Below are 13,771 nucleotides of genomic sequence, written 5' to 3' on the forward strand. Positions count from 1 at the left end.
ACAACTAAAAACGTGCAGGAATTGTTACTTTGAGTAAAAAATGCATGATTTGTGTAAATTTTATACCAAATCATGAAAAACATGGGATGGATTTAATGTTTTCAAAGACAGACTACGAGTCTGCCCTATTGCCGAGTTTGGCTTTTTGAGCTGAGTTTTAATTAAATTAGTTTAAATTACGCCATTAGATACATTTTCTAACATAGTTAAAATGTGTTCAACAGGTTGCGCGCCTTCCATTCCATAAGCTTCATCTATGATAAAAAACGGAACAGATTGAATGCCTAATTCTTTGGCTAAGGCTTCATCTTCTTTAACTTGTGCACTGTAACCATCTGAGTTTAATACTTGCTCTGCTTTATCTTTATCAAGACCAGCCTTGGCTGCGATAGTCAACAGTATGTCACTTTTGCTGATCAGTTCACCTTTTGAGAAAAAACTCTCAAACAATAAGTTTTGTACTTCCTGTTCTTTGCCACTTTCACTGGCTAAATGAATTAACCGTTGTGCATTAAACGTATTAGTCGGTTTATTATTATCAAAATCAAAATTGAGGCCTATTTCAGCGCCTTGTTTGGCCATATCATCACAGGCAAGTTCAGCCCACTTTAATGGTTGATCATATTTTTTGGCTAATAACTCGTATTTATTTTCTTGGTAGGTTAATTCAGCGTTTGGATCTAACTCAAAACTACGCCAGATCACTTCAACATTTTCTTTGCCGTCAAATTTTTCTAGCGCCATTTCAAAACGGCGTTTGCCTATATAGCAATATGGGCAAGCGATGTCGGACCAAATTTCAACTTTCATTTTAGCTTTCATAACATTAATTGAGTTAATTTATTTATATCGTTTTTTTGTTATGCAAAGACTGTGCACAAAAAAAAAGCTATTAGTAAATACCAATAGCTTTTGTATACATATACTCAAAAAACTAATTATTCCAAATAATCGTTTAACGGCTTACTCACTTGTTTGAAATCAAACTCAGATATTTGTAATAACCATTTATCGTTATTTTTTTGTAACCAATAGGTGGGGGTTTCATCATCCGTTTTAAATAACTTCAAACTCATTTGTTGATTAGGTAACGCTTGATGAGCAGCTTTATCAACATAATTTAAAGTAAGCGTCTGATAAACCGGCATCTGATGCGACTCTCCAAGCTGCACGTCTTTAACCGTCAGGTTAATAATATTGCGTACTAAGCCTGTTAAAATGGAGTCATATTGTAATTTTTTACCTTCGACAGTCTCCACTAATTCGAAATTATCTTTTAACCTGACTTTATCATTCTCCTCAGATATTACAGTCAGCTCGTCAGTAACTGTAATGTCTGCACTCTCATCATCTGATTCTTTACGAACAATTGAAAACGAGTTTTCAGGCAAAGTAATTTCAACTTGCCTTATTTGTGCATATTCTATTGGCACTATGTCAGGCTTTAGCCAATCACTGCTGGCTTCTGGTAAATCGATATCCAAGTCAACTAAGTAGGTTTGTGACGAACCCGCTAGCCGAACGTAACGTCCACTTGCCGAAGTACTTTCGTTACCCAACAATATTTGAATGGATTGTTCTTTAGACTCAAGAGTTAATAAAGTTGCTACACTGGTTGGCTTATCTATGTTTTGTAATCCTAAGCGACTAAAATATTTATCTTGTTTGGTTTTTAACTCGATAATCTTCGCATCTTTTAGGCTTTGCAATAACTTAGATAATTGAGCGGTATCCACTGGGTAATCAAATTTATTTGATAGCAGCCATTGTCCGTTTACTTTTTTAACACTCATTAAGTCGTCATTTTCAGCCGTTTGCATTTTAATTACTTCAACTAAACTTGCGTCAAATTCAGTTAACAGCTGGGTCTTTTCAAAAGACTGTACGCCCTTATTTTTAGCGATAAAATAACTGCTAAAAAGTAATACAAAAACTCCAAATATTAAGGTTTTAATTAACAAATTAACGTTCACTAATAACTCCTACTGGTTTAATACTGTTTTATTAACCTTATCCACTTAACGCTATATTATTTTACTTGGTAAGATGCAGACATTTTGAGGCGGTAACGTCTTGCAAATATTGCCAAACCAAAAGTTAATAACAATGGGAATACAACAATATTTAATAACTTCACCGTCGTTCCTAACGACTCTATGTCCTTATTAAGCTGATGTTGCACTTCTCTTAGTTGTTTTCTTATCTCTAATTTTTTTGCAACAAATGACGCCAGAGCATCTTCTTGTTCTACAGTTAATACCAAAGCACTATTATCCATTTGCTGATTTTGTAACTGAGCTAATTGGCTTTCGGTTTCTTCTAACTGCTGCTGTAATTGTTGCTCTTGTTCTCTGAACTTAGCTTCAGCCTCAACCGTTAATTGTTCTACCACATCAAACGGGCGTTGGTATTGACCTCGTCCACGAATAGATAATAACGCTGAGTTGCCACCTAAATTATCCACGGCATTGATAACAAAATCGCCGTTATTGGCAAAAGGCTGTAATATAGTTTCGCCAAAGAAGTTACTGCTTTGCACCCAAAATCTGTCGGTTAATAAGTCCGTATCAGCAACCACTATCAGTTGGATATCATCTGACGATTTTATCCAACCTTCTTCATCAATGCCCTCTGGCAAAGAATCAAATGCAGTATTGGCTGAACCACTGACTCTAGCCGCCAAAATTAGGTCGGCGTTTCTTGCCTCAAAAGCATTTAACAACAATTCTGGGTTTTGCCCTGCCATTTGGTATTTAGCAATGTCAGTAAAGTCTGCATATTCAGAACTGGTCATTAATGGCGATAACGTTGTAGTCGCCCCCTCTACTGAACGCAATGCCCCTGCACTGGCAACATTAATACTGGATAACGACGTGGTGACGACATCTTGTCCATTAATGTTGTCTTTATCTAAACCTATGTAACCTATATGTCTGCCCGGTTGTCCGTCTGGCATTCTAATTTCAAGGCCTTTAGCCGCATCTAATACAATGGCTGAGTCATCAAAATCAATGCCCCAAGCGCTAAATAAACCAGCTAAGTTAGATGTTGACGGGGTGGGCATGCCCATCATGTTTGCCCCTTGTTGATCAGAATCGGCTGTTGGGTCAACAAACACTAACGTTTTTCCACCATTTAAAACATATTGATCAATCGCGAATAACTGAGCGTCCGTTAAGTCTTTTGGATGCACAAGCATTAATACTTTTGTATCTTCAGGAATCGTTTCAGCAGTTGGTTCTAGTACTTCTACTTGGTACAACTGTTCTAACTGAGATAACACCGCCCATTGTGGTAATGCTTGAGGCTGACCCATTTGCATTGCCATGGGATTTGGATTCATCCCTCCTTGGATTGGTAATGAAGATAATACTGACACTTTTACGGGCGTTGGATCCGACAACCTATGCACTAACTTACTCAGTTCATATTCCAATAAACTTTCTTGGCTAGGGTCAAAAAACGCAATGATTTCTTTGTCATCTAATGAGTTTGTTCCGGCTAAACCAAAGTAAATAGAGTCACCTGCTGCATTAATAGGTGCAGCCACCAATCCCATTTCAGCAGCTTTATCTTCCGCTTCTGAGAAAGCTTCTGGGTCGATGATCTGCAGTTTTATTTTGCCACCAGCATACAATTCATATTCTTGTAAAAGTGACTTCACTCTATTAGCGTAATTTCTTAGCGTGGTTAACCCTTCAGACGCCTTATTTGAAAAAAAGAAATATAAGGTTATTGGCTCTTCTATTGCCGATAATACTTGATGGGTTCCCTCGGTAATTGAATACACATTACCTTGAGTTAAATCCAATCTGGTTTTGTTAAATATCGTATTGTTTAATAAAACTAAGGTTAAAAATACAAACGCGATGGCTACTAAAGCAGTAGTAAATGAAACACGTTTAACTGATGATTTTGAATGCATTTGGTTCTCCATTTTACTCTTCACCTTAACTTGCCTTTTTGTCTTCAATAATGACTAAACCAGCGGTTAACCAACTGACAATTACCAGAAGGAAATAACCTACATCATTGAGCGCAATGACGCCTTTAGCAATGGAATCAAAATGTTGGATAAATGACAGCGACGCAATAACATCTATGGCCCCCGTTGGTAAGACGCCTTTAAACGAATTAATCACCGCTTCTGTGCCACTTAATACGAACAAGAAGCTAATTGAAACGGATAAGATAAACGCCACGACTTGGGATTTAGACAACGCAGACATACAAATGCCTATGGCTAAAAACGCCCCCGCCATTAACCAACTGCCAATATAAGCGGCTAAGATAACGCCGTTATCTGGCTGACCTAAAAAGTTGATGGTTGCCCAAAGTGGAAAGGTAAACACTAACGCTAACCCTAATACCAACCAAGCTGAAACAAACTTAGCCACCATGGCTTGCAGTGCTGTGATAGGCAGTGTCATTAGAAGCTCAATACTGCCACTACGTCGTTCTTCACTCCAAGAACGCATTGCAAAAGCAGGCACTAAAAATAGGTATAACCAAGGATGGAAATTAAAAAATGGCAATAAGTCGGCCTGGCCTCGTTCAAATAAAGACCCTAAATTAAAGGTCATAATGCCACTCATTATTAAAAAGATAGCAATAAACACGTACGCAATAGGCGTTGCAAAAAACGACATAAACTCACGTTTAGTCAAAATTGAGATCATTGATAACTGATTCATATTAGAAACTCCTTATGCGTCAGTGGCGTTAGTTGAAGCAGTGGTTAACTCACGGAATATATCGTCAAGCCGCCCTTGTTCACTGTAAATAGCGTCAAACTGCCAGCCTAAAGCTTGTACTTTGTCATACACGCTAGCAAAAATATTCTGACCTGATGTTGGTAATACCGTTACCTTATTTTTTCCGTCAACAACCGAAGCCACATGAGGTAATGATTTAAGTTCATCGGCATTTTCAACTTCTTGAGTCAGCTCGATGGTGACCGCGTGATGATAAGACGATTTTTCTTGAAGTTGTTGCGGTGTGCCATCAAATATTTTAGTGCCGTTAGCAATTATCAAAGCTCGGTTACACACAGCGGTGACTTCTTCCAATATGTGAGTGGATATAATAACAATCTTGTCTTTGGCTAAATTTTTGATCAGTTCACGAACATGATGTTTTTGATTTGGATCTAACCCATCCGTTGGTTCATCTAAGATAAGAACTTTAGGATCATGAATAATGGCTTGAGCTAAACCAACTCTGCGTTTAAACCCTTTTGATAAATTTTCTATACTCTTATCTAATACAGAAGCAAGCTCCACGCTTTTTATCACACGTGCAATTTTGGCTTGTTTTTTACGGCCAGATAAACCGCGAACATCCGCAATAAAACTTAAAAACTGCAACACCGTCATATCGCCATATGCCGGCGCACCTTCAGGTAAATAACCTAAACCTTGTTTAATGGTCAGCGCATCTTCTTTTATGTTTAAACCATTAATAGTGATAGAGCCTGAACTTGCCGATAAAAACCCCGTAAGCATTTTCATAGTGGTGGATTTACCCGCGCCATTGGGGCCTAAAAACCCAACCACTTCTCCGGGGTTAATATCAAATGACAAGTCATTTACAGCGACAAAATCGCCAAATCGTTTGGTTAAATTTTTTATTTTTATCATGTACTTACTCATGCCTATTATCTATGCCGACACTCAGTTCACCACCGAGTGTGTTAAACAATTGCAAAAATTATATTGTCGATTTTTTTCAATTCAAGGTGTCTAAATTTGATTTTTATAGTATTTATTTTTAGTCACCAAAAAATACTAAACGCCGATACTACACTAACAATGTTATTAAAAATGCACAGATTAACATTCCCCTATGTAACTTGACTGTTTAGAATGCCAATATAGAAGTTTAAACTGAGCCAAAGTTCAATATATGCCGCACACTTATTCCCTGTCTCCTATTGGAGAAATTGAATCACCTTTTAAAGAAAAGTTTGGTATTCCAAGACAACCGGGGCTTTGTAATGCGGCACTTGGCAGTATTAAATTATACGGCGATGCTAATAATGAGATGGCCGTTAAGGATTTAACGCAACATAGCCATATTTGGATCTTGTTTCTGTTTCATCAAAACCTTGAACAAGGTTGGAAGCCAAGTGTACGTCCTCCTCGTTTAGGTGGAAATCAAAAAACAGGGGTTTTTGCTACCCGTTCCACATTCAGACCTAATGGCATAGGTATGTCGGCAGTTAAGTTACTTGGTGTTAGGCAATCAGGGCAACAGTGGTTTGTTGATGTGCAAGGTGTAGACTTATTAGACGGTACTCCGGTGGTGGATATAAAACCCTATATTCCTTATTCAGACAAGATTGAACAAGCCCATTCCGACATGGCAGACAGTGCACCAACGCAAAGCCTTAATGTTGTGTTTTGCCAACAAGCACAAACTCAGCTGAGCCAATATAAGAAAGTAACTAACAACCAATATCCGCATTTAGAGCAGTTGATTTCACAAGTTTTGCAACAAGATCCAAGACCGTCATATAAACAAAATAAACCCGATGATAAAATCTACGGAATCCGTTTATACGATATTAATATTCGCTGGCAAGTCACCAACAATCGATGTGATGTACTGGCAATAGAATTGGATAACGAACAAACACAGGGGATTAAAGGTAAATGAACGTTATGATATTAAGAAAATTTAAGTTAATTACTTTGTTAACCTTCTTTATATTGTTGCCTCTTCAATCATACGCAGAGATTAACTTACCGCCTTTGCCTGAGCCTGTTACCAGCAATGCCGTTGCTTCCGTTACCATAAATGGCAAACAAACTATTTTGAGTTTTTCTGGATTAAGTACGGATAAAAAAATCACCAGTATGCACAACAAAGCATGGAAATTAGAGATTAATACCGATGGCTCTAAACCTGAAGAATCCGCTAACTGGCAAAGCATCACGCCCTTGCCATCTTTGCAAGAGCCATTAGGTCGTTTAGCAAGTTCCGCTGTTGGCATAAATGACAGTGTGTATATATTCGGTGGCTACAACTTAGGCCGCTCACGTTCTTTTGACACCGCGCCTGGTGTGTACAAATACCATGTACCAACTGACTCTTATGCCCAATTAGAGCCTATGCCAGTATCCGTTAATGATGCACTCACTTTGGTTTACCGCGACCGTTATATATATGTGATTTCTGGCTGGCAAAACGATGGTGCAGTAAACCTAGTACAAGTTTACGACACATTAAAAAATGAATGGTTTCAAGCTAGCCCCTTTATTGGCACCGCCGTATTTGGTCACGCAGGCGGCATTGTTGATAACGTCATCATGGTGTGTGACGGCGCAAAGATCACCGCGCAATTTGCAACCAATAAAACCATCGACCAAGAAACCAATTGTTATTTAGGCGAGATCAACGTCACCCGCCCAGACAAAATAAACTGGGTTAAATGGGTACACCCAACGGATCAAGGCCGGTTCAGAATGGCCGCGTCTGGTGATATAGAAAACGACAGCATCATTTTTGTTGGAGGCGCTACTTTACCTCATCAAATAAATGGCATGAGTTACTCTGGTAATGCGGTTCAACCGACATCTGAAATTTGGACTTACAACATAACAAAACGTTCTTGGAAAGTAACTGAAAGCCCACAAGCTATTATGGACGTTAAAGGCTTAATCAAAGTAAGAGAAAAAATGGTCACTGTTGGTGGCATGATAGATAAACAGGCAGTGACGGATAAAGTGATTACTCACATTGGGCGTTAGTTACGAGTTGCGAGTTTCGAGGAAAAGCTCGAAACTCATATATTATGGAACATTCCGTATTAAAGCACTTTACTTAAGTATGTATGAAATGGATTGAGATTCTATACGGCTCAGTAGGTGGATTGTTTAACCCATCGTCTATATATAAACCAGCATCCCCACAAAAATACTGAAAGACTAATTGATGTATATATTGCAGGTTTAGGGTTATCAAAAGTACTAATCGAGCCAGCATAAGTAGCGATCAATGCGTAAGGCACGCTACTGAGCAACCACACGACGAGGAACTTCTTAAAAGCCATATTCATCATTCCAGCTAAGCACGCCGAAACTTCAGGTAGAATAGGCATAGCTCTTGATAGAAGTATTGTAACTAGACCATGCTTCTGAAAAATATCAATGGCTTCATTTCGCTTTATTTCATCTTTTATTAAATACCTAAACAACGTATTCCCGTACAGTCTACTTAAACAGTATCCCCCAATTCCTGCTAAGTTAAACCCAATTATAACGGCGAGAAAACCATAAGTGAGTCCTAAAAAGTAACCTGCTAAAACTGCGATACTTAAAGTAGGTACTGCAATAAATAAATCCAAAAACAATAGAGAAACTATTACGGTACCTAAATAAATTGGTGACGTTCCCTTGGCCTGAATTAACCACTGTTCTATTTGTTCCGCCGTCAATACCCCGATTAAGTTCAGAAGTAAAAAAGTAGATGCAAAAGCCGCAAAAAGTAGTAACGCCACTTTTATTAGTGATTTCATAAGCTGAGACCTCCTTTAATAAATGATTGGAATAATGACATGATTTTTATCTGGTAAAATTTCAATTTTAGATTTCTTATAATTTGGTGGACCGGTTAGAGTTATTTTTTGATTATTAGAAAAACCAAGACCATCCTTTGGATATATACCAGTCCAGTTTTTTGATACTTTCCCGTCACCATTCTCATCATGCAGTACTTTTATTGCCAACTCTTGATTAGCGATCACAAAGGAAAAGTCTAAATTTTCATCCATCGCTTTTTTCGTTAAACTTAAAAAGGCCATGTCGTGATTTTTAGGAAAACCTTCTTCTCTGTAATAAATAAAAACGATAATATTTCCCCCTTTAGTCGTATCAATATTTGTAACGGTAATATTCAATTCGCTAGCAAACGATGTTCGATTTAATAACATGCCCACTCCCAATATAAGCCATTGTAATTTATTCATTTCCCCCTCCTTAATGTCGTGTTTTCTACAGGGAACATTATTGAAACCCAGATTGTTTTTTCTAATTATCTTCAGACAAAAACCAACACAATGCTTTTCTAAAAACACTTGTTCTTTTTTAACGTTTTTCAAAATAGATGATGTATATTTATTTAATTGAATAAAACGCGCATTAACCGAGGTTAAAACGTATGAACTTTTATGACTTTTTACAGCGTGAAGGGATTAAGATTGAAAAAAAAATTGGCGACCATGTTTTTAGGCAAGGTGAGATAGACACATCATTGTATTTTATAAATTCAGGTTTATTAAAAGCGTATTATTTATCGGAAGAAGGAAAAGAATCAATTAAGTCCTTTTTATCTGACAAAGATATAATAGGAAGTCTAACGTCTGCTTATTTAGGAGAACCCTGTTCGTTTGGCTTGTTGTGTTTACAACCAACGAAGTTAACAAAAATTTCATTTTCCGCTCTTCGTGAATATAGTAAAAAAGATGTGAACATTGCGAATGAACTAATAGATGTTTTACTTCAATTTTCCATGAAAAAAGAAAAAAGAGAATATGAATTTTTATGTTTAAGTGCAGAACAACGCTTTTCTCTACTAGTTGAGAGTAGGCCTAATTTAATAGAAAAGATAACTCAAAATGATCTGTCGCGTTACTTAGGTGTAACCCCTGTTGGGTTATCACGGATAAAAAAACGAGTATATGAAAACATGGACCTCACAAATATTTAACCTCTGTTCACTGTTTAAATATAAAAGCATTATTAACTTAGGTTAATTACACAGCTAAGTTTCATAACTAACATCGAATAACTAACCATTATTGGATGATGTTATGCAACAAAAAAATAGAAAGTATGCCCTAGTAACAGGAGCAAGTAACGGTATTGGCTTAGCGTTAACAAAACAGTTATTACTAACCCATCGCGTAATTGCAATATCTAGGACAGCAGGCGAGCTCGCACAACTGCCATCAACTAACCTTACTCATTGGGTATATGACCTATCGATTAACAATCAAAGGTTAAAATTATTAGAACACGTAAAAACTGAAATCCCTCATTTAGATCTGTTAATAAACAACGCTGGAATACAACTTGAGTTAACCCTTGAAGATCTTAATTGGGATAGCCACCAATATGAAGTTGCTCTCAATCTTATGGCTCCAATCCATTTATCTTTAGGGCTGGAAAATCTACTACTCAAAGCTCCCAATCCTAAAATCATTAATATGGGTTCAGTGTTAGGGTTTAGTCACAGAAAAGTATCCCCTATGTATTCGATAACCAAAAGTGCCTTCCATAGGTTTAGCCAAATTTTACATACGGATCATAAAAATATTAACGTGTTAGAAATTATTCCTCCTATGGTCGCTACTGATATGACCAAAAAACGAGGACATGAAGGATTACTAAAGCCTGATAATTTAGCGAAAATCATCATAAGTAAAATTAATAAAACGGGTGTGATTTATGTTGGCAAAGCCAAACTTGCCAAATGGCTTTATAAGTTAGCGCCAACAACGTTGAGCAAATTAATGAATAAGGGAAACTAATGAATTATCGACATTTAATAAACATTATTCTCATCATCTTATTATTCATCTTAGGTGGAATCATGTCGGTAATATGGACCGGTGAACAAAGCCCAGCTATGCTAAAAATCATCATATCTAACGTTATCGACATACCGAAAGCTGCATCGGGAATGAACTCACCGCCTGAACAATACTTTTATTTTGGACATTTTACCCTGCTCTTCTATGTTGCAATATTTTTTAATATTCACAGCATTAAAAAAACATTCCCAAGCCATATAGTTTTTATTTCCAGATTACTGCTAAGTATTGCCTTTTGTGCAGATATTGGCACATATTGGCTAAGTGAAATTTATGGAACTAACTTCAGAGCTATTGCTTTTTGGTACATTGAATTTCCGGCATTGAGCCTCTTAATTATTTATTGGATTGGACTAGCAAGTTATCAAACTATAAAAACAAGAAAACTTCATAAGATGATTTGGCTACTACCTTTAGCTGCTATATTCAGTGGAATTATTCAATATTTACCACACAGTCTATTACTCGCAATTTTATGTGTTGTTAGCTTTAGGCGCTAAGTTAGAAAGCGTTAGTGGCGAGAGACGAGTCCCGAGTTTCGAGGAAAAGATAGAATAAATAGCGTAGACAACCACTCGAATATAAATTGTATGTATTCATTTAAAAATCAAAGTGATCTGACCCCATTGATTGTAAATTTTAGTTGCGAGAGACGAGTCCCGAGTTTCGAGGAAAAGATAGAATAAATAACGTAGACAACCACTCGAATATAAAATGTATTTATACATTTAAAAATCAAAGTGATCTAACCCCATTGATTGCTCGATAATAAGTCCATAGCATTTATTAGAAGTTCATGCTCTTCTGTGCCTGAACGAAGGTGCCATGCCTTTCCTAAGCAAAGACCGCCAAAAACGGAAAAAGCTGATGAGGTAAAACCCAAATCTTCTAAATTCAAAAATACTGCCAATTGAGGCACAAACGTAACAAGGACAAAGAATAAACCAAGCAATAAGAAAAACACCTTATTTTGATTTTGCTTCTTATTGTATGCCTCAAGTTTGTCTGCAAATTCCATTTTATTCATACTTACTCCCAATGTGCTAAAACACTTAACGCCTCGTTAAGAGGCAATAAAATAGTTGGCTAAAATTAGCGACGAAGGAGCAAAAGCCAACTGTTTTTTGTCCTTTTAAACGACTTGTTATAGCGATATTACTCTAAAATAAATCCTGATATTTTTTAACTGGCAAGGTTAAGAAATTTTCAATTTCAATAATATGCCCTTTACGTATATAAGGCGTTTCTTTTTCACTAGTGTCATACATTACCTCCAATTTATACGTTAGCATCTTGTCTTTAATATAAAAGAACGAAGATGAATATCCTTCTATATCAGCTTTTGAAACATCCAGTAAAGTAGAGAATAAAAGCTTACCATTGGAAATGGCTGTTAGAGTGACACTTTGAATAACAAAATTTTCATCATACTCGCTTGGGAAAATAAAAATATAAGGCTGAATCTCTTCTGCTTTAGTATTAACGTATGTTACTTGAGAGAAGCCTAACTCTTTGAGCTTAGCTTTATCAAAAGAGTGCCTTTCTATATCGGGAATAGATCCAAAGGAAAAAGTAGAAATAATAGATAGAAAATATAATGTTCGAATCAAATGCGAAATCCTTAATCGCTATAACAATTTAATAGGAGGAAAGTTTCTCGTTTTTCTGCTAAAACACTTTCCTCTTTTATTCTTAGGCTATTAATAACAAACCCCATAACTGTTTGCTAGTGCTTTATTTATTGCGTTACCAACAAAGTACATTGTTAGTAACAGAGGAAACTTTCCTCTTTTTGTTAACTACCTAGGAAACTCAAATTAAAATGAGTTTAAACACAATAGTGTTAAATGTAATTTGAAACACACATTTTAAGTATTCATAAACGTAAAGTGCTTTTTTGCTTTTAACTCTCCATCATAAAATCACTTTGTTAAATATTATTATTTATAAAATTCGAAGCATGGATGCTGAGCAAGGGCTTTTTCATGGACGAAAGTTAAGCCCGTTTTTATAAACAAAAATAACTATTTAATGAAGTATTAGATTTTGTTTGGAAGCGGCCTTTTGGCCTACCTTTTTGGCTGTTGAAAAAGGTATGGTCGCCGAAGGTGAAATAGTCTTTTGCTTTATCTTTTAAAAAGTTAACTTTACAAGGTGGAACATTTTTTATGTTATGTCGAGATCTGGCAAACTGTGACGTCAAGGTGAAACCTTAGAGTTAATCCAAATGCGATTTAACGGTAACACCATTAAGAATAGTTAAAACCTTAAAGCCCCCAAAAACTCGTTGCATCAGAAAACGCAAAAAAAACCTATTGCCAATCCCAACTCACATTAGAAACCAACAAACACGCATCACATTTAAAATCAAACAAACCATGTAATGGTTGTTTATGATTCTCTGTTGTGAAAAGCCAATCACCATCACAACTAGGACAACGCCTTTGTTGTTCAGCCTCCAAACTTTCCCCACCAACACGATACAAATATTGATACACAGGTACGTTTAGTTCTTGTTGAATGGTCTTGGCTATCGCATCGCCGGTTTGTAATAGCTCACTGTTGATCTGACCCAACTGCTCAATAACAAAAGGTTCTATTTCCGTTAACTGATTCATTTGTAATTGATCACAGGCCGCTTGGCTTTCTTGCCATTTAATTAACGGTTTTCTTACCGACTCTGGCATTTTGTATAAAGGCACTGGCGAAAAATGTTCCATGCAGCGCAGCGGTGAACAAGACTGTACATAAGTAGAATATAAAATAAGCGCATTTGGAGCTGCACAGCCATCCACAAAGTCAGACTGACACTCCAAACCTTTTAGCTTAAATTCAGGGGTTGATAAGCCTAATTTTTTTAATCGCTCAAAACCTTGAATAACCTGTAAATTGTTATTTTTAACCGCTAACGAATCTTGTTCAGGGCAAACAAATATAATTTCAAATTTGTTTTCAAACAAAGTCACTGGAAACTCGCGGCCAATGATCTGTCCGTTATACCTGTATTGGTCTAATAACATGGAGATAGCGTGTTGTGCTTCATCAAGTTCTACGTCTAATTCACATTCAAAAGACAACTGGCATACATACATTTAAGGCTTCCTTTTATTACTCTTTTAACTAACTAGCGAGGCTTTTTAGCCTTAAGCGGCAAAATAACATGAGTTATTTCATTTT

The 13,771-nt window shown here is 36.6% G+C and carries 15 protein-coding genes; 5 read left to right on the forward strand and 10 right to left on the reverse strand.

Features of this window, described 5'->3' with window-relative positions; all coding sequences use genetic code 11:
- Nucleotides 1–171 precede the first annotated feature (171 nt).
- From KO505_RS04435 to KO505_RS04455, 5 genes are all read right to left on the reverse strand, one after another.
- Nucleotides 172–810 carry a DsbA family protein gene (locus KO505_RS04435; protein WP_216054236.1) on the reverse strand — a complete coding sequence of 213 codons (639 nt, stop codon included), beginning with the start codon at nt 808–810 and terminating at the stop codon, nt 172–174.
- Between the two features lie 128 nt (nt 811–938).
- Entirely contained in the window at nt 939–1,973 is a 1,035-nt protein-coding gene (locus tag KO505_RS04440; protein WP_216054237.1) for a DUF4340 domain-containing protein, read from the reverse strand.
- 56 nt (nt 1,974–2,029) lie between these two features.
- A complete protein-coding gene (locus KO505_RS04445) occupies nt 2,030–3,925 on the reverse strand; it encodes a GldG family protein (protein ID WP_216054238.1) in 1,896 nt (631 codons plus the stop codon).
- A gap of 25 nt (nt 3,926–3,950) precedes the next feature.
- A complete protein-coding gene (locus tag KO505_RS04450) occupies nt 3,951–4,694 on the reverse strand; it encodes an ABC transporter permease subunit (protein WP_252731640.1) in 744 nt (247 codons plus the stop codon).
- A 12-nt stretch (nt 4,695–4,706) separates the two neighbouring features.
- The gene (locus KO505_RS04455) at nt 4,707–5,639 is read right to left on the reverse strand and encodes an ABC transporter ATP-binding protein (protein ID WP_216054239.1); all 933 of its coding nucleotides are present in this window, start codon (nt 5,637–5,639) and stop codon (nt 4,707–4,709) included.
- A gap of 265 nt (nt 5,640–5,904) precedes the next feature.
- Here KO505_RS04455 and tsaA point away from each other — a divergent pair, with 265 nt between their 5' ends.
- The gene (gene tsaA, locus KO505_RS04460; RefSeq protein WP_216054240.1) at nt 5,905–6,657 is read left to right on the forward strand and encodes a tRNA (N6-threonylcarbamoyladenosine(37)-N6)-methyltransferase TrmO; all 753 of its coding nucleotides are present in this window, start codon (nt 5,905–5,907) and stop codon (nt 6,655–6,657) included.
- The gene (locus KO505_RS04465; protein ID WP_216054241.1) at nt 6,654–7,751 is read left to right on the forward strand and encodes a galactose oxidase; all 1,098 of its coding nucleotides are present in this window, start codon (nt 6,654–6,656) and stop codon (nt 7,749–7,751) included. The genes tsaA and KO505_RS04465 overlap by 4 nt, the downstream gene beginning before the upstream one ends.
- Before the next feature lie 110 nt (nt 7,752–7,861).
- On the opposite strand, the gene KO505_RS04470 is transcribed toward KO505_RS04465, so the two are convergent.
- Entirely contained in the window at nt 7,862–8,518 is a 657-nt protein-coding gene (locus KO505_RS04470; protein ID WP_216054242.1) for a TVP38/TMEM64 family protein, read from the reverse strand.
- Between the two features lie 15 nt (nt 8,519–8,533).
- Nucleotides 8,534–8,968, reverse strand: coding sequence for a DUF2141 domain-containing protein (locus tag KO505_RS04475; RefSeq protein ID WP_216054243.1), 435 nt, complete (start codon nt 8,966–8,968; stop codon nt 8,534–8,536).
- A 191-nt stretch (nt 8,969–9,159) separates the two neighbouring features.
- Here KO505_RS04475 and KO505_RS04480 point away from each other — a divergent pair, with 191 nt between their 5' ends.
- The 3 genes from KO505_RS04480 to KO505_RS04490 all read left to right on the forward strand — a co-directional run bounded on the left by KO505_RS04480 (nt 9,160) and on the right by KO505_RS04490 (nt 11,094).
- Entirely contained in the window at nt 9,160–9,708 is a 549-nt protein-coding gene (locus KO505_RS04480) for a Crp/Fnr family transcriptional regulator (protein ID WP_216054244.1), read from the forward strand.
- A gap of 103 nt (nt 9,709–9,811) precedes the next feature.
- On the forward strand, nt 9,812–10,531 hold the full coding sequence (locus KO505_RS04485; RefSeq protein ID WP_216054245.1) for an SDR family NAD(P)-dependent oxidoreductase: 720 nt from the start codon (nt 9,812–9,814) through the stop codon (nt 10,529–10,531).
- Nucleotides 10,531–11,094 (forward strand): hypothetical protein, encoded by a 564-nt coding sequence (locus KO505_RS04490; protein ID WP_216054246.1) that lies wholly within the window; start codon nt 10,531–10,533, stop codon nt 11,092–11,094. Before KO505_RS04485 ends, KO505_RS04490 begins: the two co-directional genes overlap by 1 nt.
- Nucleotides 11,095–11,339: 245 nt before the next feature.
- On the opposite strand, the gene KO505_RS04495 is transcribed toward KO505_RS04490, so the two are convergent.
- The 3 genes from KO505_RS04495 to KO505_RS04505 form a co-directional block, all read right to left on the reverse strand.
- A complete protein-coding gene (locus tag KO505_RS04495; protein WP_216054247.1) occupies nt 11,340–11,621 on the reverse strand; it encodes a hypothetical protein in 282 nt (93 codons plus the stop codon).
- 133 nt (nt 11,622–11,754) lie between these two features.
- Entirely contained in the window at nt 11,755–12,204 is a 450-nt protein-coding gene (locus KO505_RS04500; protein WP_216054248.1) for a hypothetical protein, read from the reverse strand.
- A gap of 702 nt (nt 12,205–12,906) precedes the next feature.
- Nucleotides 12,907–13,686: a DUF2310 family Zn-ribbon-containing protein gene (locus tag KO505_RS04505; protein WP_216054249.1), complete on the reverse strand. Its 780-nt coding sequence runs from the start codon at nt 13,684–13,686 to the stop codon at nt 12,907–12,909.
- Between the last annotated feature and the right edge of the window lie 85 nt (nt 13,687–13,771).

The organism is Psychrosphaera sp. F3M07 (assembly GCF_018860345.1).
GTDB lineage: Bacteria > Pseudomonadota > Gammaproteobacteria > Enterobacterales > Alteromonadaceae > Psychrosphaera > Psychrosphaera aquimarina.

Bases quoted from the DNA above. Each gene is read 5' to 3' on its own strand.
- KO505_RS04465 (WP_216054241.1), top strand. From the start codon at position 6,654: ATGAACGTTATGATATTAAGAAAATTTAAGTTAATTACTTTGTTAACC.
- KO505_RS04490 (WP_216054246.1), top strand. From the start codon at position 10,531: ATGAATTATCGACATTTAATAAACATTATTCTCATCATCTTATTATTC.
- KO505_RS04495 (WP_216054247.1), bottom strand. From the start codon at position 11,621: ATGAATAAAATGGAATTTGCAGACAAACTTGAGGCATACAATAAGAAG.
- KO505_RS04450 (WP_252731640.1), bottom strand. From the start codon at position 4,694: ATGAATCAGTTATCAATGATCTCAATTTTGACTAAACGTGAGTTTATG.
- KO505_RS04475 (WP_216054243.1), bottom strand. From the start codon at position 8,968: ATGAATAAATTACAATGGCTTATATTGGGAGTGGGCATGTTATTAAAT.
- tsaA (WP_216054240.1), top strand. From the start codon at position 5,905: ATGCCGCACACTTATTCCCTGTCTCCTATTGGAGAAATTGAATCACCT.
- KO505_RS04480 (WP_216054244.1), top strand. From the start codon at position 9,160: ATGAACTTTTATGACTTTTTACAGCGTGAAGGGATTAAGATTGAAAAA.
- KO505_RS04445 (WP_216054238.1), bottom strand. From the start codon at position 3,925: ATGCATTCAAAATCATCAGTTAAACGTGTTTCATTTACTACTGCTTTA.
- KO505_RS04485 (WP_216054245.1), top strand. From the start codon at position 9,812: ATGCAACAAAAAAATAGAAAGTATGCCCTAGTAACAGGAGCAAGTAAC.
- KO505_RS04505 (WP_216054249.1), bottom strand. From the start codon at position 13,686: ATGTATGTATGCCAGTTGTCTTTTGAATGTGAATTAGACGTAGAACTT.
- KO505_RS04470 (WP_216054242.1), bottom strand. From the start codon at position 8,518: ATGAAATCACTAATAAAAGTGGCGTTACTACTTTTTGCGGCTTTTGCA.
- KO505_RS04435 (WP_216054236.1), bottom strand. From the start codon at position 810: ATGAAAGTTGAAATTTGGTCCGACATCGCTTGCCCATATTGCTATATA.
- KO505_RS04455 (WP_216054239.1), bottom strand. From the start codon at position 5,639: ATGATAAAAATAAAAAATTTAACCAAACGATTTGGCGATTTTGTCGCT.